General features: G+C 45.4%; 26 protein-coding genes. 23 read left to right on the top strand and 3 right to left on the bottom strand.

Features of this window, described 5'->3' with window-relative positions; genetic code table 11:
• Positions 1–179 precede the first annotated feature (179 nt).
• Positions 180–881: a stage II sporulation protein R gene (gene spoIIR, locus J7E32_RS02405; RefSeq protein WP_214903084.1), complete on the top strand. Its 702-nt coding sequence runs from the start codon at positions 180–182 to the stop codon at positions 879–881.
• Between the two features lie 202 nt (positions 882–1,083).
• On the opposite strand, the gene J7E32_RS02400 is transcribed toward spoIIR, so the two are convergent.
• Together J7E32_RS02400 and J7E32_RS02395 are read right to left on the bottom strand one after the other, a co-directional pair.
• A complete protein-coding gene (locus J7E32_RS02400) occupies positions 1,084–1,428 on the bottom strand; it encodes a cupin domain-containing protein (protein ID WP_353654006.1) in 345 nt (114 codons plus the stop codon).
• 10 nt (positions 1,429–1,438) lie between these two features.
• Positions 1,439–1,816, bottom strand: coding sequence for a globin domain-containing protein (locus J7E32_RS02395; RefSeq protein ID WP_214903065.1), 378 nt, complete (start codon positions 1,814–1,816; stop codon positions 1,439–1,441).
• Between the two features lie 305 nt (positions 1,817–2,121).
• Here J7E32_RS02395 and J7E32_RS02390 point away from each other — a divergent pair, with 305 nt between their 5' ends.
• The 20 genes from J7E32_RS02390 (at position 2,122) to J7E32_RS02295 (ending at position 20,343) form a co-directional block, all read left to right on the top strand.
• Positions 2,122–2,508, top strand: coding sequence for a KGG domain-containing protein (locus J7E32_RS02390; RefSeq protein ID WP_214903062.1), 387 nt, complete (start codon positions 2,122–2,124; stop codon positions 2,506–2,508).
• Positions 2,509–2,850: 342 nt separating this feature from the next.
• The gene (locus J7E32_RS02385) at positions 2,851–3,294 is read left to right on the top strand and encodes a GNAT family N-acetyltransferase (RefSeq protein WP_214903059.1); all 444 of its coding nucleotides are present in this window, start codon (positions 2,851–2,853) and stop codon (positions 3,292–3,294) included.
• A 142-nt stretch (positions 3,295–3,436) separates the two neighbouring features.
• Positions 3,437–4,480 carry an L-threonylcarbamoyladenylate synthase gene (locus J7E32_RS02380; RefSeq protein WP_214903056.1) on the top strand — a complete coding sequence of 348 codons (1,044 nt, stop codon included), beginning with the start codon at positions 3,437–3,439 and terminating at the stop codon, positions 4,478–4,480.
• A gap of 139 nt (positions 4,481–4,619) precedes the next feature.
• Positions 4,620–5,174, top strand: a complete 555-nt coding sequence (locus J7E32_RS02375; RefSeq protein ID WP_041964620.1) for a manganese efflux pump MntP — start codon at positions 4,620–4,622, stop codon at positions 5,172–5,174.
• Between the two features lie 144 nt (positions 5,175–5,318).
• Positions 5,319–5,756, top strand: coding sequence for a low molecular weight protein arginine phosphatase (locus J7E32_RS02370; protein ID WP_214903053.1), 438 nt, complete (start codon positions 5,319–5,321; stop codon positions 5,754–5,756).
• A 96-nt stretch (positions 5,757–5,852) separates the two neighbouring features.
• Positions 5,853–7,148 (top strand): methyl-accepting chemotaxis protein, encoded by a 1,296-nt coding sequence (locus J7E32_RS02365; RefSeq protein WP_483297594.1) that lies wholly within the window; start codon positions 5,853–5,855, stop codon positions 7,146–7,148.
• 324 nt (positions 7,149–7,472) lie between these two features.
• Positions 7,473–7,913 carry a ribose 5-phosphate isomerase B gene (gene rpiB, locus J7E32_RS02360; protein ID WP_214903050.1) on the top strand — a complete coding sequence of 147 codons (441 nt, stop codon included), beginning with the start codon at positions 7,473–7,475 and terminating at the stop codon, positions 7,911–7,913.
• A 48-nt stretch (positions 7,914–7,961) separates the two neighbouring features.
• A complete protein-coding gene (locus tag J7E32_RS02355) occupies positions 7,962–8,528 on the top strand; it encodes a TIGR01440 family protein (RefSeq protein WP_214903076.1) in 567 nt (188 codons plus the stop codon).
• A gap of 173 nt (positions 8,529–8,701) precedes the next feature.
• Complete coding sequence (locus J7E32_RS02350) at positions 8,702–9,943, top strand: serine hydroxymethyltransferase (RefSeq protein ID WP_214903047.1); 1,242 nt, start codon at positions 8,702–8,704, stop codon at positions 9,941–9,943.
• Between the two features lie 180 nt (positions 9,944–10,123).
• Positions 10,124–10,753, top strand: coding sequence for a uracil phosphoribosyltransferase (gene upp, locus J7E32_RS02345; RefSeq protein ID WP_214903044.1), 630 nt, complete (start codon positions 10,124–10,126; stop codon positions 10,751–10,753).
• 12 nt (positions 10,754–10,765) lie between these two features.
• Complete coding sequence (gene wecB, locus J7E32_RS02340) at positions 10,766–11,908, top strand: non-hydrolyzing UDP-N-acetylglucosamine 2-epimerase (RefSeq protein ID WP_214903041.1); 1,143 nt, start codon at positions 10,766–10,768, stop codon at positions 11,906–11,908.
• A 396-nt stretch (positions 11,909–12,304) separates the two neighbouring features.
• Positions 12,305–14,536 carry a S8 family serine peptidase gene (locus J7E32_RS02335; protein ID WP_214903073.1) on the top strand — a complete coding sequence of 744 codons (2,232 nt, stop codon included), beginning with the start codon at positions 12,305–12,307 and terminating at the stop codon, positions 14,534–14,536.
• A gap of 358 nt (positions 14,537–14,894) precedes the next feature.
• Positions 14,895–15,116: an AtpZ/AtpI family protein gene (locus J7E32_RS02330; RefSeq protein WP_102264588.1), complete on the top strand. Its 222-nt coding sequence runs from the start codon at positions 14,895–14,897 to the stop codon at positions 15,114–15,116.
• Between the two features lie 6 nt (positions 15,117–15,122).
• Positions 15,123–15,494, top strand: coding sequence for an ATP synthase subunit I (locus J7E32_RS02325; protein ID WP_214903038.1), 372 nt, complete (start codon positions 15,123–15,125; stop codon positions 15,492–15,494).
• A gap of 23 nt (positions 15,495–15,517) precedes the next feature.
• The gene (atpB, locus tag J7E32_RS02320; protein WP_214903070.1) at positions 15,518–16,228 is read left to right on the top strand and encodes a F0F1 ATP synthase subunit A; all 711 of its coding nucleotides are present in this window, start codon (positions 15,518–15,520) and stop codon (positions 16,226–16,228) included.
• 71 nt (positions 16,229–16,299) lie between these two features.
• Positions 16,300–16,512: a F0F1 ATP synthase subunit C gene (atpE, locus tag J7E32_RS02315; RefSeq protein WP_023613579.1), complete on the top strand. Its 213-nt coding sequence runs from the start codon at positions 16,300–16,302 to the stop codon at positions 16,510–16,512.
• A 281-nt stretch (positions 16,513–16,793) separates the two neighbouring features.
• Positions 16,794–17,321 (top strand): F0F1 ATP synthase subunit B, encoded by a 528-nt coding sequence (gene atpF, locus J7E32_RS02310; protein WP_214903036.1) that lies wholly within the window; start codon positions 16,794–16,796, stop codon positions 17,319–17,321.
• Complete coding sequence (locus J7E32_RS02305) at positions 17,318–17,854, top strand: F0F1 ATP synthase subunit delta (protein WP_214903034.1); 537 nt, start codon at positions 17,318–17,320, stop codon at positions 17,852–17,854. Before atpF ends, J7E32_RS02305 begins: the two co-directional genes overlap by 4 nt.
• Before the next feature lie 24 nt (positions 17,855–17,878).
• Positions 17,879–19,387 (top strand): F0F1 ATP synthase subunit alpha, encoded by a 1,509-nt coding sequence (atpA, locus tag J7E32_RS02300; RefSeq protein ID WP_214903032.1) that lies wholly within the window; start codon positions 17,879–17,881, stop codon positions 19,385–19,387.
• A gap of 95 nt (positions 19,388–19,482) precedes the next feature.
• The gene (locus J7E32_RS02295) at positions 19,483–20,343 is read left to right on the top strand and encodes a F0F1 ATP synthase subunit gamma (RefSeq protein WP_023613583.1); all 861 of its coding nucleotides are present in this window, start codon (positions 19,483–19,485) and stop codon (positions 20,341–20,343) included.
• An 8-nt stretch (positions 20,344–20,351) separates the two neighbouring features.
• Here J7E32_RS02295 and J7E32_RS02290 read toward each other — a convergent pair whose 3' ends face one another.
• Positions 20,352–20,492 (bottom strand): hypothetical protein, encoded by a 141-nt coding sequence (locus J7E32_RS02290; protein ID WP_214903030.1) that lies wholly within the window; start codon positions 20,490–20,492, stop codon positions 20,352–20,354.
• Between the two features lie 57 nt (positions 20,493–20,549).
• Here J7E32_RS02290 and atpD point away from each other — a divergent pair, with 57 nt between their 5' ends.
• A complete protein-coding gene (atpD, locus tag J7E32_RS02285) occupies positions 20,550–21,962 on the top strand; it encodes a F0F1 ATP synthase subunit beta (protein WP_214903028.1) in 1,413 nt (470 codons plus the stop codon).
• Positions 21,963–21,984: 22 nt separating this feature from the next.
• Positions 21,985–22,392, top strand: a complete 408-nt coding sequence (locus tag J7E32_RS02280) for a F0F1 ATP synthase subunit epsilon (RefSeq protein WP_214903026.1) — start codon at positions 21,985–21,987, stop codon at positions 22,390–22,392.
• The last annotated feature ends 782 nt before the right edge of the window (positions 22,393–23,174 follow it).

The following is a 23,174-nucleotide window of genomic DNA, read 5'->3' as shown; positions in this document are numbered from 1 at the left end:
AGAAGTAGTACAATTGGCGAATCTTTCAGTAGCCCTTTAGGGTTTGGTCAGTAACAAAGGCTTTCAGCCGCAGAGAAAACCACCCGTTCTCACGGGTGGTTTTTATTTTCAAAATTACTAGTTTAAGAATCTATCAATCTGTCCACACTGTGACTAGTGAAGGGACGGTGCGAAAGATGATGACGAAAAAATCAGCCGCTATTTTATACATATTCTTATTATGTGCAGGTACCATTTTAAGTTTATATACACCGAAAAATGAAGTGACAGCGAAGGAAGCAATGGTCATTCCAAACGAGGCGATTCGTCTGAGGATCCTTGCCGACAGCGATCTGGAGAAGGATCAGAATATCAAACGCCTGACCCGCGATGAAGTGAACAAAGAAATCACGAAATGGGTTCAGGAACTGACTTCAATCGAGGCTGCTCGGGAAGTCATCAAATCCAGGCTTCCAGAAATCCAGGCAATTGCTGAAAGAGTTATCGCAGCTGAAGGTTCCAATCATTCTGTAAAAACTGAGTTTGACAAAGTCCAGTTTCCTACTAAATTATATGGGCAGTTCCTCTATCCAGCAGGCGAGTACGAAGCAATCCTGATCACGATTGGGGAAGGCAAAGGTGCGAACTGGTGGTGCGTTCTCTACCCGCCACTATGCTTCCTAGACTTCTCAAATGGAGAAGCAACAAGCGAAGGCTTCGACGAAAACGACAATAAAGGTGATGTAAAAGCAGAAGCTGAAGACGAAGAGGCAGAAGCTGAGCGTGAAAAAGAGGAAAAAGACGCTAAAAAAGATAAGAAAGTAGTATACGAGGGCAGTGAAGAAGAAGAAGTTGAGGTAACATTCTTCCTGGTGGAGATTTGGAACAGGATTTTCGGCTAAAAACAGCCCCTGCGCAGTTTGCAGGGGCTTATTTTAGCTATGCTGGCAAATATATTGGCGATTTTCCAAATATATCGACCACAGTCTGAATTAATTTGGCGGATTTTTTAATTATTCGACCACTTTTAGAATTTATTCGACCACTTTTAAGGATAATTCGACCAACTGGTGTTTACCCACTATGATTAAGCTCTACCTGAGATTAAATATTCTGCGCAAATCTCTCATCAGGAATCTTGTTGAGCATGACATAAAGTGTGACTGGCTCTGCTCCGGTGTTTTTATAGGCAAGTTCTTCTGTACCGCTCAAATGGACGGTTTCGTTCGATACAGCTGCTACTTGTTCGCCATCAATGGTAAAAGTACCTTCACCCTGCATCGTTAAAATGAACACTTCAGTACCTGGATGCGTGTGCTTTGGCAGCTCCTGGCCGGGCATGAAGTTCAGCAAAAACACTGTGCTTTCCCCTTTTTTGAAGACAATCCTCTTAGTAAACCGTTCCTCGCTGAATTCCTGGTATTGTGTTAATGACTGTTTTTCCATCATAAATTCCTCCTTATTGTCTGTTAATCATAATGGGTGCGATCTGGCTCAATCGCTCGAACAGCGCCTTTCCACCCTCAGTTTCAATTAATCCTGTTTCCGTAAGTGTTTCGTGCATCAGCTTCAGCCATGCTTTCGCGCGCACCGGCGAGATTTCGAATGGCATATGTCTCACTCTCATATTAGGCGGTCCGAACTCTTCGCTGTAAAGCGCACCGCCGCCGGTCAGCTGCGTGAGGAACATCCACTGCTTCCGCTTGATTTCATCTATATCACCTTCGAACAATGGGCTGAGCTCCTCGTTTTCGTAAACCTTTGGATAAAAAGTATCTACGATCTTCCGGATTGATTCATCTCCGCCGATCTTTTCGTATATTGTTTTTATTTCCATGCCGTTCCCCCTTTTTGAGAAAGGTTTTCAATTGATTAAGTTTATTATAACCAGACTAAATGACTGACATAGTGACTTATATCACTCACTTATAAATTTTTACTATGAGAAGCTAGGAAACATTAGCTAGCTTTTAAAAAGAAATACTTGGTAAAGGAGGAAAAACGACCGTCAGAATTTCCAAAAATATTACATTATTCGAACAAGCAGATTACATTCACTTGATAATAGTTTCGGGTGACGAGAATCCGGATATTTAGTGTAGTGTAACATCAAAACTTAGATTTCAAGGAGGATGAGTAATAATGGCTAAAAACAATAACAATGATAAGATGTCACGTGAAGAACGAGGACGCATGGGCGGCGAAGCAACAAGCGAGAACCATGGCAGCGAATTCTATCAGGAAATCGGCCGTAAAGGCGGCGAAGCAACTTCCAACAATCACGATCAAGATTTCTATCAGGAAATTGGCCGCAAAGGCGGAGAGGCTACTGCTGAGAGCCATGACAGCGAATTCTACCAGGAAATCGGGAAAAAAGGTGGCGAGGCAACATCAGAAAGCCACGACAAGGACTTCTATCAGGAGATCGGCCGCAAAGGCGGAGAAGCGACTTCTGAAAACCATGACCGAAGCTTCTATGAAGAAATCGGCGAAAAAGGCGGCAATGCCCGCAACAACAATAACAACTAATATGGCTTAGAAAGCCAGGATCTAAAAGAGGCACGGCAGCTTTCATTTAAATGAAGGCGGCCGTGTTTTCTTTTTCTATAAGGCTCTTTTCTCAAACTTTGTTGCTTTTGAATACTAAATAGGATTTCAAGACCTATTTTTTTCGTAAAAGTTAACTCTTTTTATGAGAAAAGAGCATGCAAACTTAGTACCGACCTGCAAAATGGCTTTTTATAACGTTAAAATCGGCTTTAGGATTTTAACAACAATCTTTACGAAAACAGCGTTCTATCAAGAAGAAGGTTCTACTTTTTATCTTCTATCATATTCATTTAGTAGAATCTTATTTTTGAGGTGAATAATATGACATGGAAAATCAGAAGTGCGAAGCAAGGGGATCTGCCAAAACTGGAGGCTTTTTTAACAGAAGCAGGAGTAAGCACGGAAGGATTGAGTGATTCTATCAAAAACTTTTCGCTGATGGAAAACCAGGACGGCGAGCTTAAGGCATGCCTTGGAGTAGAACCGGTGGATCGAGCAGGACTGCTTCGCTCATTTGTCGTTTCCCCGCAAATTGGCCAGCCTGATTTGATGCTTCTTTTTAAACGGGCATTCCTGACAGCGAAAAACCAGGAGCTTGAAGAACTATATCTGGTTACAAACAAGATGAGCGCAGTTTCCTTCTTCGGCAGCCTTGGTTTTGAAATGGTAAACCAGTCAGAGCTTCCGGATTCTCTTCTTGAAAAAAGTCATTTAAAACAAGTTCTGACTGTGGATAACTCCGCAATTATGAAAATAATTCTGTAAATTGTGGATTAATCCACAAAGTTATCCACGGTTTCATTAAAATTATACACAATTTGTGGATAAAAACTTGTGTTCGCATGATTCTTCTTTTATACTTTCATAGAAATATATTAGTTTAGCCAGAAATAAAAGGTGGATGTAAATGCAAACACAAATGTGGGCAGTGGATAAGAATGTGGATAATTTAAAAACATATCCACAAATCACCGAAGCTGCACAAAAGCTGAAGCAAAATGAAGTAGTAGCTTTTCCGACAGAAACGGTTTATGGCCTCGGCGGCAACGCAGAAAGCGATGAAGCCGTCTTGAAAATATTCGAAGCAAAAGGAAGACCTGGGGATAACCCGTTGATCGTGCATATTGCAAATCGTGAGCAGATTCACTCCTTTGTAAAAGAAATCCCTGATCAGGCAGCGGTTTTAATGGATGCCTTTTGGCCGGGACCGTTGACGATTATCCTCGAAAAAAAAGAGGGGGCGCTTTCTGAAAAAGCAACTGCCGGGTTATCCACAGTTGCCGTCAGGATGCCCGACCATCCAATCGCACTGGCGATTATCGAAGCATCCGGTTTGCCGCTGGCAGCCCCAAGTGCAAATCTTTCAGGCAAGCCGAGCCCGACGACTGCGAAGCACGTTGCCGATGATTTGACGGGCAGGATTTCCGGGATTGTTGATGGTGGAGCGACCGGAGTAGGACTTGAATCAACCGTTGTCGATTGCACCGGTGACATTCCTGCGATTTTAAGACCGGGCGGCGTAACAAAGGAACAGCTGGAAGAAGTAGTCGGTGAAGTCGCCGTCGATCCAGCCCTGAAAGATTCCAGTCAGGCCCCAAAATCCCCTGGGATGAAATATCGTCACTATGCACCAAATGCACCGTTTTATCTTGTGGATGGAACGAGAGAAGAAATCCAGCAGCTTGTGAATGAAAAGCGAAGAGAAGGCCTGAAAGTCGGCGTGATGACAACGAAGGAAAATCTTGAGTTTTATGATGCTGATATTGTGATACCATGTGGCGCAAGAGCAAAACTCGAAACAGTCGCCGAAGCGCTCTATGATACACTCCGGGCGTTCAATCAGGAAGAGCTCGATATCATTTTCGGAGAAATATTTCCCGAAACAGGCGTAGGCCAGGCAATCATGAACCGGCTTTCCAAGGCTTCAGGACTGCCGATCATTGAAAAATAAGACATGTGAGAAGCGCTTCAGTTATGGAGCGCTTTTTGTATGGCAAACGGTGCTTTAATATTTCGCATCTGAAATTCCCTGCTTCTAAATCCTTTTGGACGTGCATATGCTGAATTAGCAAGTCCGAGGGGGCGAAGACATGACAGCAATAGCCGGCGAATTATTCACACTTATGTTGATGGCATTCGCGTTGGGAATGGATGCTTTTTCCGTTGGACTCGGAATGGGCATGTTCAGACTGACGAAAAGGCATATATTTAAAATCGGCGTCACGATTGGTTTGTTCCATGTGTGGATGCCGCTGCTTGGAATGGTGGCTGGGAGATTTTTGTCCGAGCAGTTCGGGGCCATCGCTGGATATATTGGCGGCCTGCTCTTGATCGTGCTGGGTGTCCAGATGATCTGGGCAAGCTTCAAGGAAGATGAGACAAGCGTGATTACCCCGGTTGGCAAGGGTTTATTTATTTTTGCCCTCAGCGTCAGCCTTGACAGTTTTTCAGTAGGACTGACACTTGGCATCTACGGCGCAAGGACGCTGCTTGTACTGATCTGTTTTGGTGCAGCGGCAATGGTCCTTACGTGGGCAGGCCTCCTGGTTGGAAAAAGAGTGCAGGGTTGGCTTGGTACATACAGTGAGGCATTAGGTGGCAGCATTTTGCTCGCTTTCGGGCTGAAATTGCTTCTTCCTCTATAACATTTCTCATGCACCTGCTTGTCAGGTGTGTTTTTTTTATAAAAATTGTATGTACCTGCTCTTCAGGTGTATTTTTTTAGCGGAAATGAAATTGTTGAAGGATTATCTTATAATGTAGAAAAGTGATTCACAGGAGGGACAAGCATGGCGCGCATCTTATTTGTCTGTACCGGAAATACATGTCGAAGCCCGATGGCGGAAGCGATTTTAAAAAGCAAGCAGCTGCCTGGAGTTGAGGTGAAATCGGCTGGAGTATATGCTCCGAATGGCGCGGAAGCTTCGGTCAACGCGAAGACCGTGCTCGAGGAAAACAATATCAGCCATGATCATCGCTCCTCGACATTAACAAGGGAAAACATCGACTGGGCAACTTTAGTTTTGACGATGACACAGAGTCATAAAGGCTTGATCATGAATCAGTATCCATTCGCGGCTGATAAAATTTTCACGTTAAAAGAATTTGCTGATGAAACGGGAAACCTTGATGTGGCAGATCCATTTGGCGGCAATGAACAAATTTATCGCGAAGCTTTTAAAGAAATTCAAAAAAGTATCGAAAGAATCATAGATAAAATCCGATAATACCTTTGAGAAATTCTTTTTGGAGTGAGCGCAATCGGTCCAAAGAGCGCAATGATGCTAAAACGTCATTCTAATATTTTTTCAGGGGGATTATCAGTGGGGTCTAAACGCAGCTACAAAATGGGATTAAGAAAGAAAATGGTCATGCTGACAACTGTGTTGGCGATCATCACTTATTCAACAAGCGCATTTTTTATTTATTTCCTGTATCCTTTTGTTCAAAATTTCTTGGCAATCAATTCGGTCGTTTATACGGCAGCAGTTCTAGCTATGGGGATTTTCTGGTCAGGCCTGCTTGCGTATATGGCCGCCGGTTTGATTATTAAGCCGTTGCAAAAGCTCGAGCAGTCTGCAATAAAAGCAGCGAATGGTGAAATTGCCGAGGATGCGGAAGTTTCGAAATCGGATGACGAGATTCGTTCTTTGGGACTGGCTTTCAATAATATGCTCGCAAACCTGCGTGAAATGGTCAGCCAGATTGATAGCAATTTCAAAGAAACAAATGAAAAAGTCATCCAAATTTCCGGACAATCTGCCGCAGCATCTGAGCAGGCGTCGATCATCTCGACAACGATTAGAGAGATTGCCGCTGGGGCGGATTCATCGGCATTATCTACACAAACAACAGCTGAGTCTGTCGATGAAGTTATTCGGATTGCCGAGGATGTCCAGGAAAAAGCGCGGACATCTGAATCGATTTCAGTGGAAATGGTCAAAGACTTGCAAGAATCGAAGAATGCCATTCATTCACTGATTTCCGGTATCGAGACACTGGCAAATGATAATCGAGAATCGCTTGGGACGGTAAAACGATTGGAAGAAAACGCGACAAAAGTAGAACAAATCATCCAGCTCGTTGGTGATATCGCGGCACAGACGAATTTGCTCGCCTTGAACGCATCGATTGAAGCAGCAAGAGCTGGTGAGCACGGAAAAGGATTTGCTGTCGTTGCCGAAGAAGTGAGGAAGCTTGCTGACCAGAGTGCGGACGCGGTCCAGGGCATTTCTGAACTGATCCAGAACATCCAGTCTGAAGTTCAGAATGTTGTCGGCCAGATCAGCAGACAGGTTGAAACAGCGAACGGAGAAGCAAAAAAAGGCGAGAAAACGAACCAGGTGATCGACGCGATGACCTCAACGATTCATGAGATGGCTGACGTCATCCATACAATCGCCGCCCTTGTCGAAACACAAATGGAAACAATCCAGCACACATCGACTCAATCACAGGAAATGGCGGCAATCGCAGAAGAAACATCCGCCGGAGCGATCAGCGTAGCATCAGCAGCTGAACAGCAGGCAGAGGTCATCGCGAATGTCGAAGAGTTAGCGGTAGAACTCAAGAATCAGGCGGAAAAATTAAAAGGGACGATCACGAAGTTTTCGTTATAATTGTTGGACCACAGCTGAATGATGCTGTGGTTTTTTTTGTAACTGGAAAAAATACGGCAGAATTTCCAATTCGCTATAAAAATCAAAATTTCGCTATAAAAATCAAAAAATCGCTATAAAAACGAAAAAGTCGATATAAAAATGAAAACTGGCTATAAAAAGGCTATTTTGCAGATACTATTTTTCTCTGATCTGATTTTAGTGATGAACATCTAAAATATCAGTGCTAACCAACCCGATTTCTTTATAATTCCGTACGAATATGAGAAAATAACGATAGATTTGATCGCCCCGCATGCCGGGATTACATAGGAGGATTTTACAATGAAAGTTGCTATTGCTTCAGACCATGGCGGAGTCAATATCCGCGAAGAAATTAAGAGTTTGATGGACGAAATGAATATCCAGTACGAAGATTTCGGCTGCGAATGCGGTACATCTGTTGATTATCCTGACTATGCACTTCCGGTTGCTGAGAAAGTGGCGAACGGAGAGTTTGATAAGGGTATTTTGATTTGCGGTACGGGAATTGGCATGAGCATCGCCGCGAACAAGGTAAAAGGAATTCGCTGCGCGCTTGTGCATGACGTATTCAGCGCGAAGGCGACGCGCCAGCATAATGACAGCAATGTCCTTGCGATGGGCGAACGTGTCATCGGACCGGGACTGGCGCGTGAAATAGCAGCAGTATGGCTTTCAGAGGAATATGAAGGCGGCCGCCACGAAAACCGCGTCGGTAAAATCAAGGAGTATGAAAATAAATAATCCAGAGCACTCCCAAATTAAAATACCAATGTAATGGAGGCGTTATAACTGTCTATTCAACAATGGGAAGCAGAATTGAACTCCATCCTTACTGAATTTAATGAACAGGTGCAGCTGAAAAAAGGCCAGGTGCTGGTCGTTGGCTGCAGCACGAGTGAAATCATTGGGCAGCGAATCGGCACAGCAGGTACAGATGAGGTTGCGGAAATGGTATTCAGGCAGCTCCGTGAACTGCAGGGTAAAACGGGCATCCAGCTGGCATTCCAGTGCTGCGAGCATTTAAACCGCGCGATTGTTGTCGAGCGGGAAACAGCTGAAAAGAAGCAGCTGGATGAAGTAACCGTGATCCCGGTTAGGAAGGCGGGCGGCGCGATGGCAGCTTACGCCTATAAAAACCTCGAGGATGCTGTGGTCGTCGAGTTCATCAAGGCTGACGCCGGCATCGATATTGGCGATACCTTAATTGGTATGCAAATGAAGCATGTTGCCGTACCAGTCAGAGTGCAGCAAAAAACCATCGGTCATGCCCATGTTACTCTGGCGAAAACAAGGCCGAAGCTGATCGGCGGCGCTCGTGCGGTATACGAGCAAACGAAGGAAAACGAGTCTTGCTGACAGAGTTAAGGACTAGGTTTTGCTGACAAGGGGAAGGTAATGAAGGAAAGCACATGCCTGATATTCAGGTCTACTTTTTCCTTCCTCCTTTTCTTTCATTATAATATCGGCTAAAATAAGAATGAATTTTCTAATAAATGAACAAGGGAATACATATAAGAGGGGGAACTTAAGTGAAGCACTTGTCACAGCAGGACAGCCAGCTGTACGCTGCAATGCAGGATGAATTGAAGCGCCAGCGCACGAAAATCGAATTGATCGCTTCAGAGAACTTTGTTAGTGAAGCCGTAATGGAGGCCCAAGGGTCTGTACTGACGAATAAGTACGCAGAAGGCTATCCAGGCCGCCGTTATTATGGCGGATGCGAATATGTTGATGTTGCTGAGAACATCGCCCGCGACCGCGCCAAGGAAATCTTCGGCGCAGAGCATGTCAATGTCCAGCCGCACTCTGGAGCTCAAGCCAATATGGCTGTTTATTTTACAATTCTTGACCAGGGAGACACTGTGCTTGGGATGAACCTGTCCCACGGTGGCCACTTGACGCACGGTAGCCCTGTCAACTTCAGTGGCATCCAGTACAACTTCGTTGAATACGGTGTCGACGAAGACACACATACAATTAACTATGATGTCGTTCTTGAAAAAGCTCGCGAGCACAAGCCGAAGCTGATCGTTGCCGGCGCCAGTGCTTATCCAAGAGCGATTGACTTCAAGCGATTCCGTGAAATCGCCGATGAAGTTGGCGCTTACCTGATGGTCGATATGGCTCATATAGCTGGTTTGGTCGCAGCAGGCCTCCACCAGAATCCGGTGCCGTATGCTGACTTTGTTACAACAACTACTCATAAAACTCTTCGAGGTCCGCGCGGCGGCATGATTCTCTGCAAAGAAGAATTCGCGAAGAAAATCGATAAGTCCATCTTCCCTGGAATTCAGGGCGGTCCGCTTATGCACGTCATCGCTGCAAAAGCAGTAGCATTCGGTGAAGCGCTGCAGGACTCTTTTAAAGAATACGCGCAAAATATCATTTCGAATGCGAACCGCCTTGCTGAAGGCTTGAAAAAGGAAGGAATCGACCTTGTATCGGGCGGTACAGACAATCATTTGCTATTGGTTGACCTGCGTTCACTTGGCCTGACTGGGAAAGTAGCGGAAAAAGTTCTTGATGATATCGGTATCACCGTCAATAAAAACACGATTCCATTCGACCCGGAAAGCCCATTCGTTACAAGCGGAATCCGCATTGGTACGGCTGCAGTCACAAGCCGCGGCTTTGGGCATGAAGAAATGGACGAAATCGCTTCAATCATTGCCTTCACATTGAAAAATCACGAAGACGAGGCGAAGCTGGAAGAAGCAAGCAAACGCGTCGAAGATTTGACAAGCAAATTTGAACTATATCCAGAGAGATAAGATTGTTACCCGGCGGCCCTCCATGAATGAGGGCCGCTTTTTCAGGGTAAAATCATTCAGACATAAGCGGTTGCTTGTACAGAGGTTTTTCTGTAAAATTATACGAAGTGTGATTCAACAGATCTTACATATAACAGACAGGTGTTCACAACTCATTTACCTTTAAAAGGAGCGATACACATGGCAAAAGTATACGTATTTGACCATCCATTGATCCAGCATAAACTTACTTATATCCGCGAAAAAAGCACAGGCACAAAGGAATTCCGCGAGCTTGTAGATGAAGTAGCAACGCTGATGGCGTTCGAAATCACGCGTGACATGCCGCTTGAGGAAATTGAAATTGAAACACCAGTCCAAAAGACAAAATCGAAGGTACTTTCAGGCAAGAAGCTTGGCATCATCCCGATTCTTCGTGCAGGTATCGGAATGGTAGATGGAATCCTGAAGCTGATCCCGGCTGCGAAGGTCGGACATATCGGACTTTACCGTGATCCAGAAACATTATTGCCGGTTGAATACTATGTAAAACTCCCAAGTGACGTCGAAGAGCGCGATTTTATCGTCGTCGACCCGATGCTTGCGACAGGCGGATCTGCAGTCGAAGCGATCAACTCTCTTAAAAAGCGCGGCGCGAAGCACATCAAGTTCATGTGTTTGATTGCAGCTCCAGAAGGGGTAGAAACGGTAAAAGAAGCCCACCCTGACGTAGACATCTACATCGCTGCACTCGATGAAAAGCTGAATGACCACGGATACATTGTACCTGGATTGGGAGATGCAGGAGATCGTTTATTCGGGACTAAATAAGGAGTGTTTGAGTTGACCAAGCCTATTAAAGTAATGACCATTTTTGGGACACGCCCGGAAGCTATTAAAATGGCTCCGCTTGTCCTTGAACTACAGAAACACCCTGAACACTTTGAATCAATCGTAACGGTAACTGCCCAGCACCGCCAAATGCTGGATCAGGTACTGAACATTTTCAATATCACGCCAGACCATGACCTCAACATCATGAAGGATCGCCAAACTTTGATTGATGTAACGACCAGAGGTTTGGAAGGCCTCGATAAAGTAATGAAGGAAGTAAAGCCGGATATCGTTCTTGTGCATGGAGATACGACAACTACGTTTGTAGCAAGCCTGGCGGCGTATTATAATCAGATTGTTGTCGGACATGTCGAGGCAGGTTTAAGAACGTGGAATAAATATTCTCCTTTCCCTGAGGAAATGAACCGCCAACTGACAGGAGTAATGGCAGATCTTCATTTTGCTCCAACTTCCAAATCGGCGGCTAACTTGCTGCAGGAAAATAAATCCGAAGAAAATATCTTCGTAACCGGCAACACGGCAATTGATGCTTTGAAGACGACTGTTAAGGAAACATACCAGCATGAAGTTCTCGATAAGCTTGGCGATAGCCGCTTGATCCTGATGACGGCGCACCGACGCGAAAACCTAGGCGAGCCGATGCGCAATATGTTCCGTGCCATCAAAAGAATCGTCGATGAGCAGCGTGATGTTCAAGTTGTTTATCCAGTTCACCTAAACCCGGTTGTTCGTGAACTGGCCGATGAAGTATTAGGCAACGACCCGCGCATCCACCTAATCGAGCCACTTGACGTCATTGATTTCCATAACTTCGCTTCACGCGCGCATCTCATTTTGACTGATTCAGGCGGCGTGCAGGAAGAAGCACCGTCATTAGGCGTGCCTGTACTGGTTCTGCGCGACACAACCGAGCGTCCGGAAGGCATCGAAGCAGGAACACTGAAGCTCGCAGGAAACGAAGAGCAGCCAATTTACCAGATGGCAACAGAGTTGCTGACAGATCGAGAAGCATATGAAAAAATGGCCAAAGCATCGAATCCATATGGTGATGGCCGAGCATCCGAGCGTATTTGTGAAGCCATTCGTTATTACTTCAAACGCACAGAAAATCGACCTGAACAATATAAATAGAAGCTATAGACACCTCTTTTTTTAAAAAAAAGGGGTGTTTTTCTTTCGAGTGGAAGGTCAGTTAGAGTTTCACTGGTGAAGGAAACAGCCTGATAACGTGTCTTCAGCTTATACTTAAAAAAAAATTAACCAGAACGATAGTTGGAAAAATATACAAATCATTTAAATGCCATAATTGCACCGAACTCAGTAATAATTGCACACTCAACTCAAATAATTGCACGCTCATTATACATAATTGCACCTTTACCCTATTTTTGGAAAAAATACCCCTGTATATAAGCAGCCACTAATTGAAACGCTAACTCAAAAAAGGGGGATTCCGTCTTGATTAAGCGTTCTCTAATCTTCATTTTTCCATTATTGCTGATTCTCGCTGCTTTCGAACCGCAAAAAATGCAGGTTCCGCCGATTCCTCAAGAAGATCCCCAAACGGAAAAAATCGCGATCGTATTAACGAAGCAACCACCCAATGAACAGGACATCAATAATCAGTTAAAACAACTGAAAAATACAAAGCTACGCCGCATCTTCACGCATGCGGTGAATGGATATTCGGTTAAGGGACCTATATCCGAGCTTCAACAGCTTGAAAAGTCGAATGACATCCAACTTTTATCCGAAGTAAACACGTACAAGGTGGAGAACTCAGCCCATCTGCCAAATCGATACAAGCCAAGCGAAAATTTTATCGATAATTTTGAATTAATTGGAACGGAAGCGGTTCGCGGACTTCTTGATGAAAAAGGAAATCGTTTGACGGGAAGAGGTGTAACGATTGGGGTGATCGACACAGGGATCGATTATGAGCATCCTGACTTGCGGAGAAGTTTTTCCGGGGGGCATGATCTGGTCGATGGCGATGATGACCCGATGGAAACGAAGGGGGCCGGCTTTAGAAGCACTCTGCACGGAACGCATGTGGCAGGTGTCATCGCGGCGAATGGGAGAATGCGGGGGATGGCTCCCGATGCGAAAATCGTTGCCTATCGTGCTTTGGGCCCAGGAGGCAGCGGAACGACGGAACAGGTCATAGCTGCTATTGATGAAGCGATAAAGGATAAGGTGGACATCCTGAATCTTTCGCTCGGAAATGATGTTAATGGTCCTGACCTGCCCATCAGCCTGGCGCTTAATAAGGCTGTGGATGAAGGTATCGTCGCGGTTACTTCATCCGGGAATTCAGGTCCGAACCGGTGGACGGTAGGGTCTCCTGGCACCGCTTCAAAGGCGATCTCGGTAGGGGCCTCGACACCTCCAATGCAGGTGCCTTACCTCAATGCTCCGGGACTATCCAAAGAAATACGGCTGGAACTTTTACAGGGTTCGGACAATTGGAACATTACCCAAAGTGAAAATCTTGTTTCTGCAGGACTGGGCACGAAAGAGGAAATGAAAGATGTAAGGGAAAAGCTTGTCCTGGTCGAGAGGGGGAAGCTTACTTTTACCGAAAAAGCGAAGAATGCACTTGAAGCGGGCGCGGTCGGAGTGATCATCTATAACAACACAAAGGGGACATTCTTTGGCAACCTCGAAGAAAACCTGCCAATCCCGGTGGCCGCGATCAGTAAAGAAGAAGGATTGGCGCTAAAAAGGCAGCTCAATAAAAACTCAATGCTCATCCGCGTGAATTTAATAGAAGAAAAAGATATTCTTGCTGACTTCAGCTCACGCGGTCCGGTGACGGTCACATGGGAAATCAAGCCGGATATCGTCGCACCCGGCGTTGCAATCAATAGTACGATTCCCGGAGGCTACCTCCCGCTGCAGGGAACGAGTATGGCAGCGCCCCATATTGCAGGAGCGGCAGCCCTGATCAAGCAGGCCCATCCAGACTGGACCCCGGCTGAAATCAAGGCGGCAATCATGAACACTGCCAAGGATATTAGCGACCGTGACGGCAAGAGGTACCGGACATTCGAGCAGGGAGCAGGAAGGATCCAGCTGGAGGACGCGATCAATACGGAGAGCCTGGTCATTCCAGGGTCGCTTCAATTCGGGAAATTCCAGCTTGCCGATAATATGCATCGCCACAGTGCGAAGCTTACAGTCAAAAATACTGGTACAGCCACTAAAAATTATTCATTTTCCATTCCCAAAAAAGAGCAGGGAATAGAATGGGAGCTTCCAATGAGCTTTTCGCTGAAACCGAATGAAGCGAAAAACCTGGAGCTGGCGATGAAAGCCACTCCGGATTTGTTAAAAGATAAAATCCATGATGACAGCCTCGTTATCGATGATGGAAAAAACAAGATAAGGATTCCATACTTGTATGTTCTGGAAGAACCGGATTACCCGCGGGTGATGGGCTTCGACTTCGCACCGGCAGATAACGGTAAGGCTTATCGCTATGAAGTCTATTTGCCAGGAGGAGCAGACGAATTCGGCATCGCACTTTTTGATCCGGATCAATACCGCTTCGTCGGATTTCTTGATTGGGGAAGAAAGCTGGAAAAGGGAATGGTAGGAAAAGAAATACCTCTGGAAAAATTGCCGGAAGAAGGCCTTTACCTTGCCAAGGTTTTCGCAAAGAAAAAAGGGCGAGAGAGCACGATAGACGCGATGATTTTTATAGGTAAAAATGTAAGGGTCGGGGAGCACGATGCAAGCAGTGATTTTAAAAAATAATAAAAGGGCCGGAGAGAAGTAATTCCTTTTCGGCCCTATATTATTCTGATTAGACTATTTTTGTTCTGACAGTATCATTAATGTGAAAAAAACACAGAGAAAATTCAGGCGAAAATAAGCTTTTATAATATAATACTAACATAGGGTTATTGGTATATATTTTAAGTGAAAACTTTGTGAATTTTTTCACCGCTATGGATTGACATTGACAATAGCCTATTGTATGCTTACAAAGGGCATAAAATGATAAGGTTTTCAATGTTGATATGCAAGCTTTTTTTGTGAAAATATTGTTTTTTCGGAAAATGATTTTTCACCCCCTGAAGCTCCCATTCTCAAAAGTGAGGATGCGTTTTTTATGCGCCGAAACAACCGCCACCCTTTTCAAGCGATGGCACTCATGTCCGCTATACTATCTCAATTGGTAGGCTCCATTTTAATTGGCATTTTTTCCGGAAGATGGCTGGACCAGAGTCTTGGTACAGAGCCACTTTTCTTAATATTCGGATTGCTGATCGGATTGGCGGCAGGTGTTTATGCCATGCTCCGCCTCATCCAACACTTCTTTTCGGGAGACTAGCCATCTATGGAAATTCAGGACTTGTTTACTCGCCAGCGCAAATACATATTCACCTTGTTGTCTTTATACGTACTCGGGTACGGCTTTACAAGCTATCAATCTGTTTTTGCCGGGTTGATCTTTGGTACAAGCCTGAGCCTTTTTAATTTATGGCTCCTTGCGAGGAAGATGAACAACTTCGGGGATTCGGTTGTACAGGGGAAGAAGGTGCGCTCGCTCGGCTCGATGTCGAGGCTTGCTACCGGAGCACTTGCTGTAATCGTTGCGATGGAATACCCGGATCGCATAAACCTTGTGTTTACAATTTTGGGATTAATGACAGCTTACATTGTCATTATGATAGATTTTTTTGTCCAGTCTTTTCAATCACGTAAATAGCGGGGAAGAGAGGTGAATAATTGATGCATCATGAAGCTCCTTTAGTTCCATTTTTAGGACTTTATTTTAACCTGGCAAACATGCTGATGATTACAGTAGCAAGTGCTATCGTCTTCATCATTGCAGTACTTTCCACTCGTAAGCTCGCGATGAAGCCGACAGGAATCCAGAATTTCATGGAATGGATCATGGATTTTGTCAAAGGAATCATCAACAGCACGATGGACTGGAAAGATGGGGGAAGATTTCATGTCCTTGGCATCACATTGCTTATGTATGTGTTTGTTGCCAACATGCTGGGATTGCCGTTCTCTGTCGTATACGACAATGAACTATGGTGGAAATCACCGACAGCCGATCCAGTCATTACACTGACTCTTGCAGTCATGGTAGTAGGACTTTCCCATTATTATGGCGTCAAGCTTAAAGGGACAGCCGAATACGGTAAGGAATTCTTTAAGCCGTTTTGGTTCATGTTCCCGATCAAGATCATCGAGGAGTTTGCGAACACGCTCACTCTTGGTCTACGTCTTTACGGTAACATTTACGCAGGTGAGATCCTGTTGGGTCTGCTTGCAGCCAGCCTCGCAACCGGGGTAGGCGGGCACTTGGCCGCAGCCGTACCGATGCTTGTATGGCAAGGTTTCTCCGTTTTCGTCGGAGCAATCCAGGCATTTATCTTCACAATGTTAACGATGGTTTATCTCTCTCATAAAGTGAGTCATGACCATTAATATATACCTGTTCATTTAATGGACAAAACTTAAAAAAACATTTTTTCATACATTAAAGGAGGAACTTTATAATGGGTCTTTTAGCAGCAGCAATCGCAATCGGTTTGGCAGCACTTGGTGCAGGTATTGGTAACGGTTTGATCGTATCACGTACAGTAGAAGGTATCGCTCGTCAGCCAGAAGCTCGCGGTATGCTTCAAACTACAATGTTCATCGGGGTTGCATTGGTTGAGGCGATTCCTATCATCGCTGTAGTTATCGCGTTCATGGTTATTGGTGGTTAATTCATTATAAGAATTTAAGATGGCGAAGATCATTCCGCGCGAACCTTCGCCATTCTACTATGTAGACTTTTGCGGATTTATATCCGCAGGGGTCGACTTGAATTTGAATGCAAGCAATCGTTTGAAATAAAAACGGGCAAGCCCGGGATTTGGAACGGGCAGCCTTATGCGTCGGTTTCTAGCCGTTGGCTACTAGCCGCAGGTTTTTACCCAGAAGACGCATGTTGGACCTTTTAAATCATGGTACAACTCTTGAAGGGAGTGAATCGAGGGTGTTAACAATGAATTTTTTAGTATTGGGAGCAACTGCTGAAGCAGCACACGGCGGCTTGAATACAGGCGATATCTTGTTCCAGCTTGTTATGTTCCTTGTTTTGTTAGCATTGCTTAAGAAGTTCGCTTGGGGTCCATTGATGGGCATCATGAAGGAACGTGAAGAGCATATTGCTGGCGAAATCGGAGCGGCTGAAAAGAGCCGTGCTGAAGCACACAAACTTTTGGAAGAACAGCGTGACATGCTTAAGCAGGCACGCACAGAAGCACAGGGCCTAATTGAAAACGCAAAGAAACAGGGCGACCTTCAGCGTGATGAAATCATTGCACTGGCACGCACTGAATCTGACAGAATCAAAGAATCTGCGAAGCTTGAAATTGAACAGCAGAAGGAGCAGGCTGTTGCGGCAATCCGCGAACAAGTGGCTTCACTTTCTGTATTGATTGCTTCTAAAGTAATCGAGAAGGAAATCTCTGCGGCTGACCAGGAAAAGCTCATCAATGAATACATTCAAGAGGCGGGTAATGCCCGATGAGCAACTCGACAGTAGCAAAACGCTATGCCCTGGCACTTTTTCAACTCGCTTCTGAAAAGCAGGCTCTCCCGCAGGTTGAGGAAGAGCTTCGCACTGTAAAAGAAGTTGTTGTGAACAATCCGGAATTGACTGCCTTTTTAAAGTCTCCAAAGCTTCCGAACGAGAAGAAAAAAGAGGTTTTAAAGACAGCTTTCGGTTCAGTAAGCACATATGTCCTTAACACTCTGATGATTTTGGTTGACCGCCACCGCGAAGACCAGATCGCAGATGTTGCTGATCAGTTCATCGCTCTTGCAAATGATGCAAAAGGCGTGGCTGAAGCAAAAGTTTATAGTGTCCAGCCTTTGACGGCTGAGCAGGCTGAAGTACTTTCAGCTTCGTTCGCGCCGCAGGTTGGCAAACAGTCACTTCATATTGAAAACATTGTAGATTCCAATTTGCTTGGAGGCGTAAAGCTTCGCATTGGAAACCGCATTTTTGACGGGAGCTTGCGCGGCAAGCTAGACCGCTTAGAACGTAAATTGCTAGGCTAAGATTCGTAGATAGGGGTGAAACTCATGAGCATCAAAGCTGAAGAAATCAGTGCGCTGATAAAATCGCAAATCGAAAATTATCAGTCGGAAATTCAAGTGAGTGATGTGGGTACAGTTATCAGTGTTGGTGACGGTATCGCCCGTGCTCATGGCCTCGACAATGTCATGGCTGGAGAACTTGTTGAATTTTCAAACGGCGTTATGGGTATGGCACAAAACCTGGAAGAAAATAACGTCGGTATCATCATCCTTGGACCTTTCACGGACATCCGCGAAGGCGACGAGGTACGCCGTACGGGCCGCATCATGGAGGTTCCTGTAGGGGAACAGCTTATCGGCCGCGTCGTAAACCCTCTTGGACAGCCAGTCGATGGCATGGGTCCAATCAATACAACTAAAACTCGTCCAATCGAGTACGCTGCACCGGGCGTTATGGACCGTAAATCCGTTCATGAGCCATTGCAGACTGGTATCAAGGCGATCGACGCTCTTGTGCCAATCGGCCGCGGACAGCGTGAATTGATCATCGGTGACCGCCAGACTGGTAAAACATCTGTAGCGATCGATACAATTCTTAACCAAAAAGGCCAGGACATGATCTGTATCTACGTTGCAATCGGACAGAAGGAATCAACTGTACGTAACGCGGTTGAAACTCTCCGTAAGCACGGCGCGTTAGATTACTCTATCGTTGTTACAGCATCTGCTTCACAGCCGGCACCACTTTTATACCTAGCTCCTTACGCTGGTGTAACAATGGGTGAAGAATTCATGTACAATGGCAAGCACGTTCTTGTCGTATATGATGACCTTTCAAAACAAGCGGCAGCTTACCGTGAACTTTCCTTGCTGCTTCGCCGTCCTCCAGGTCGTGAAGCTTACCCAGGGGATGTATTCTACTTGCACTCACGCTTATTAGAGCGTGCTGCTAAGTTGAGCGACGCTAAAGGCGCAGGTTCAATCACAGCACTTCCGTTCATTGAAACTCAGGCAGGCGATGTTTCTGCTTACATTCCAACGAACGTTATCTCAATCACAGACGGACAGATCTTCTTGCAGTCTGACCTATTCTTCTCTGGCGTACGTCCAGCGATCAACGCAGGTCTTTCTGTATCCCGTGTAGGTGGATCCGCTCAAATCAAAGCGATGAAGAAGGTATCTGGTACACTGCGTCTTGACCTTGCTTCATACCGTGAATTGGAAGCATTCGCACAGTTCGGTTCTGACCTTGATAAAGCAACTCAGGCAAAATTGAACCGCGGTGCCCGTACGGTAGAAGTACTTAAACAAGATCTTAACAAGCCGCTTGCTGTTGAAAAGCAAGTTGCGATCCTATATGCACTGACTCGCGGCTTCCTAGACGATATTCCATTGCAGGATATCCGCCGCTTCGAAGGTGAATTCCTTTCATGGTTAGACCACAACCATACAGATGTGTTAGATCATATCCGTTCAACGAAGGAACTTCCTTCAGACGACGATATGGCTGCTGCGCTTAACGCTTTCAAGAAGACGTTCGCAGTTTCCGAATAATAAGTAAGGCATTTGCCAGTCTGTCTTGATTAAGGCTTCTGGCTCCTGCCTGACCTTGGACTAACAATCTATGTAAAAGGGTGGTGAGAACCGAAATGGCATCTTTACGCGATATAAAAAACCGTATTACTTCAACTAAAAAGACGAGCCAGATTACCAAGGCAATGGAGATGGTATCCGCAGCTAAATGGAACCGTGGAGTTATGAACGCGAAAGCATTCGTCCCTTACATGGAAAAAATCCAGGAAGTGACTGCCTCAATCGCAATGGGCAGCAAGGATTCCAACCACCCAATGCTGAACAGCCGTCCAGTCAAGAAAACGGGATATCTAGTGATTACATCTGACCGTGGTCTTGCAGGTGCTTACAACAGTAACGTCCTGCGCCAGTTGTATCAGACAATCCAACAGCGCCATAAATCAAATGACGAGTTTGCGATCATCGCAATCGGACGTGTCGGCCGTGACTTTTTCCAGAGCCGTGGCATGAACGTTGTCCTTGATATCGTAGGCATCGCTGACCAGCCGTCTTTCGCGGAAATCCAGGATATCGCCAGCAACACAGTTGGCATGTTCTCGGACGGAACATTTGATGAACTATATATTTACTACAGTCATTACGTCAGCGCGATCGCTCAAGAAGTAACAGATAAGAAGCTGCTTCCGTTAACGGATATTGGCGGAGCATCAACAAAGCTTACCTCTTATGAATTTGAGCCGAACGCTGAGGAGATCCTGGAAGTTCTCTTGCCGCAATACGCAGAAAGCTTGATTTACGGAGCACTGCTTGACAGCAAAGCAAGTGAACACGCTGCTCGTATGACAGCCATGAGAAACGCAACGGACAATGCGAAAGAGCTGATCAATTCCCTCAGCTTGAGCTACAACCGCGCGCGTCAGGCTGCGATTACCCAGGAAATCACCGAAATCGTCGGTGGAGCTGCAGCGCTCGAATAGATTAGTGTCTAGCTCCAGCGCCTAGCCCCTCGAGTCGCTTCGGTCCGTCCAGTGAAGTCAAAGAACGACTTCACCGGCCGGCCCTCCAGCGCATGTCGGGGCTGGACAAGGCGCTTACGCTTTTCAAATGACAATCGGGGATGTGGCATAACGCTGCATCCCATCATGATGTATATATTTCAACTAGTACGATAGGAGGGAACAAGATGAACAAAGGACGCGTTCTCCAGGTTATGGGTCCGGTTGTTGACGTTAAGTTTGAAAGCGGCAATCTTCCAGAGATCTATAACGCTTTGAAAATTGTAACCAGCGATGCGGATGTGAACATCGAACTAACTCTTGAAGTAGCCCTTCACTTAGGCGATGACACAGTTCGTACAATCGCGATGTCTTCCACAGACGGCCTTAAGCGTGGCGTCGAAGTATTAGATACAGGTGCTCCAATCTCCGTTCCGGTTGGGGACGTAACACTAGGACGTGTATTCAACGTATTGGGTGAGTCAATCGACCTTGACGCTCCACTACCGGCTGAAGCACGCCGCGATTCAATCCACAGGGAAGCTCCAACATTCGAACAGCTTTCAACTGAGGTTGAAATCCTTGAAACAGGGATCAAGGTAGTTGACCTTCTTGCTCCATATATCAAGGGTGGTAAGATCGGATTGTTCGGTGGTGCCGGTGTAGGTAAAACCGTTCTGATCCAGGAATTGATCAACAACATCGCTCAAGAGCACAGCGGTATCTCCGTATTCGCAGGTGTTGGTGAGCGTACACGTGAAGGTAATGACCTTTACCACGAAATGACTGACTCTGGCGTTATCAAGCAAACTGCGATGGTATTCGGCCAGATGAACGAGCCGCCAGGAGCACGTATGCGTGTTGCCCTGACTGGTTTGACAATGGCTGAATATTTCCGTGATGAGCAAGGACAGGACGTTCTTTTCTTCATGGATAACATCTTCCGTTTCACGCAAGCAGGTTCTGAGGTTTCCGCGCTACTTGGCCGTATGCCTTCAGCGGTAGGTTACCAGCCGACTCTTGCAACTGAAATGGGTAAATTGCAGGAACGTATCACATCTACTAACGTAGGTTCTGTTACTTCCATCCAGGCGATCTATGTACCAGCCGATGACTATACTGACCCGGCACCGGCTACAACTTTCGCCCACTTGGATGCAACAACGAACCTTGAGCGTAAGCTTTCTGAAATGGGTATCTACCCTGCGGTGGATCCACTTGCTTCGACTTCACGTGCATTGACACCTGAAATCGTTGGCGAAGAACACTATTCAGTAGCTCGCCGCGTACAGCAAACATTACAGCGTTACAGAGAACTTCAGGATATCATCGCGATCCTTGGTATGGATGAGCTTTCTGACGAAGATAAGCTGACTGTACACCGCGCTCGCCGCATCCAGTTCTACCTGTCACAAAACTTCCACGTAGCCGAACAGTTCACAGGACAAAAAGGTTCTTACGTGCCAGTTAAAGAAACAGTTAAAGGATTCGCTGAAATCCTTGACGGCAAATATGACCACCTTCCAGAAGATGCATTCCGCCTAGTTGGCCGAATCGAAGAAGTTATCGAGAATGCAAAACGTATGGGTGTAGAGGTCTAATAACGGACCAGGAGGGTAAAAAATGAAGACGATCAAAGTCAGTGTTGTTACTCCCGATGGGCCGGTGTATGAATCAGATGTTGAAATGGTAAGCACAAAAGCGAGCACAGGCGAGCTTGGAATCTTGCCAGGCCACATTCCAATGGTTGCACCGCTACAAATTGGCGCTGTCCGTTTGAAAAATGGCAGCAATAACGAATTCATTGCAGTCAGCGGCGGCTTCCTCGAGGTCCGTCCCGAGCAGGTGACCATCCTTGCTCAATCTGCAGAACAATCATCTGAAATCGATCTTGAACGTGCACTAAAAGCAAAAGAACGCGCTGAACAGCGCCTGCATGAAAGAAAGCAGGAGAACGTTGACTTCAAGCGTGCAGAACTTGCCCTTCAGCGTGCGATCAACCGTATTTCAGTTGCAGAACGCAGAATTTAATTTTAAATGATGCGATCAACACCCTCCGGGACGCCGGAGGGTGTTTTTATTTTGGAGAGAGGCTCCTGTGCTTACTGCCAAATTAATTGGTAATCTGGAAGCAGATTCCGTTTCGCTATAAAAACTAAGATTTCGCTATTAAAAATGAATTTTCGCTATAATAATCAATTTTTCGCTATTAAAAATAGATTTTCGCTATAAAAGTAAAAATTTCGCTATAAAACATTTTGTAGACTATATTAAAGAGTGTTTAATCAACAATTCAAGCTAATAAAAGAGACAAGTACTACTGTTTAATCCAGAAAACACTTATTCGAAGATCAATTCATCAATCATTTTTATAATAATTACCCTAAAAAACTCTCGCCATTTAAAAAAGCCCACAAGTTCTCCCCAAATCTATTCTGAAACAGACCTTATAAATGTTGACAAACGTCACTGACAACTTAAACCAAATTGGATTAAATATAGGATGTAACCGATTGTCTGCTGCGTTTTTACCTTCAAAAGTGCTTGCTATGGAGGCTGCACCCTCCAAAGCTGCAGGCGCTCGAAAAAGCCTGGGCAAAAGAGTAAGAATATATTGCCTATAAAGCAACTAAGTATGAAAGGGGAGCCGTCTTTTTGCCAGTCCACATAACCTTAATAGAGAAACTATTTTTCTATTGAAAAGGGTTGGAAGTAGGTTGCCAGATTATACAAAGGCTTGTCGACACACTATTGCAACAATGTTATAATTGTTATCGGTTACAAGATTAAAAAGTATGAAAATTTCACAACAT

Origin of the sequence: Bacillus sp. ISL-55, assembly GCF_018613155.1 — a bacterium.
GTDB lineage: Bacteria > Bacillota > Bacilli > Bacillales > Cytobacillaceae > Mesobacillus.
This window is presented reverse-complemented; position numbering and strand designations above follow the sequence as displayed.

Bases quoted from the DNA above. Each gene is read 5' to 3' on its own strand.
- spoIIR (WP_214903084.1), top strand. From the start codon at position 180: ATGACGAAAAAATCAGCCGCTATTTTATACATATTCTTATTATGTGCA.
- J7E32_RS02400 (WP_353654006.1), bottom strand. From the start codon at position 1,428: ATGATGGAAAAACAGTCATTAACACAATACCAGGAATTCAGCGAGGAA.
- J7E32_RS02395 (WP_214903065.1), bottom strand. From the start codon at position 1,816: ATGGAAATAAAAACAATATACGAAAAGATCGGCGGAGATGAATCAATC.
- J7E32_RS02390 (WP_214903062.1), top strand. From the start codon at position 2,122: ATGGCTAAAAACAATAACAATGATAAGATGTCACGTGAAGAACGAGGA.
- J7E32_RS02385 (WP_214903059.1), top strand. From the start codon at position 2,851: ATGACATGGAAAATCAGAAGTGCGAAGCAAGGGGATCTGCCAAAACTG.
- J7E32_RS02380 (WP_214903056.1), top strand. From the start codon at position 3,437: ATGCAAACACAAATGTGGGCAGTGGATAAGAATGTGGATAATTTAAAA.
- J7E32_RS02375 (WP_041964620.1), top strand. From the start codon at position 4,620: ATGACAGCAATAGCCGGCGAATTATTCACACTTATGTTGATGGCATTC.
- J7E32_RS02370 (WP_214903053.1), top strand. From the start codon at position 5,319: ATGGCGCGCATCTTATTTGTCTGTACCGGAAATACATGTCGAAGCCCG.
- rpiB (WP_214903050.1), top strand. From the start codon at position 7,473: ATGAAAGTTGCTATTGCTTCAGACCATGGCGGAGTCAATATCCGCGAA.
- upp (WP_214903044.1), top strand. From the start codon at position 10,124: ATGGCAAAAGTATACGTATTTGACCATCCATTGATCCAGCATAAACTT.
- J7E32_RS02335 (WP_214903073.1), top strand. From the start codon at position 12,305: ATGCAGGTTCCGCCGATTCCTCAAGAAGATCCCCAAACGGAAAAAATC.
- J7E32_RS02330 (WP_102264588.1), top strand. From the start codon at position 14,895: ATGCGCCGAAACAACCGCCACCCTTTTCAAGCGATGGCACTCATGTCC.
- J7E32_RS02325 (WP_214903038.1), top strand. From the start codon at position 15,123: ATGGAAATTCAGGACTTGTTTACTCGCCAGCGCAAATACATATTCACC.
- atpB (WP_214903070.1), top strand. From the start codon at position 15,518: ATGCATCATGAAGCTCCTTTAGTTCCATTTTTAGGACTTTATTTTAAC.
- atpE (WP_023613579.1), top strand. From the start codon at position 16,300: ATGGGTCTTTTAGCAGCAGCAATCGCAATCGGTTTGGCAGCACTTGGT.
- atpF (WP_214903036.1), top strand. From the start codon at position 16,794: ATGAATTTTTTAGTATTGGGAGCAACTGCTGAAGCAGCACACGGCGGC.
- J7E32_RS02305 (WP_214903034.1), top strand. From the start codon at position 17,318: ATGAGCAACTCGACAGTAGCAAAACGCTATGCCCTGGCACTTTTTCAA.
- atpA (WP_214903032.1), top strand. From the start codon at position 17,879: ATGAGCATCAAAGCTGAAGAAATCAGTGCGCTGATAAAATCGCAAATC.
- J7E32_RS02295 (WP_023613583.1), top strand. From the start codon at position 19,483: ATGGCATCTTTACGCGATATAAAAAACCGTATTACTTCAACTAAAAAG.
- J7E32_RS02290 (WP_214903030.1), bottom strand. From the start codon at position 20,492: ATGCCACATCCCCGATTGTCATTTGAAAAGCGTAAGCGCCTTGTCCAG.
- atpD (WP_214903028.1), top strand. From the start codon at position 20,550: ATGAACAAAGGACGCGTTCTCCAGGTTATGGGTCCGGTTGTTGACGTT.
- J7E32_RS02280 (WP_214903026.1), top strand. From the start codon at position 21,985: ATGAAGACGATCAAAGTCAGTGTTGTTACTCCCGATGGGCCGGTGTAT.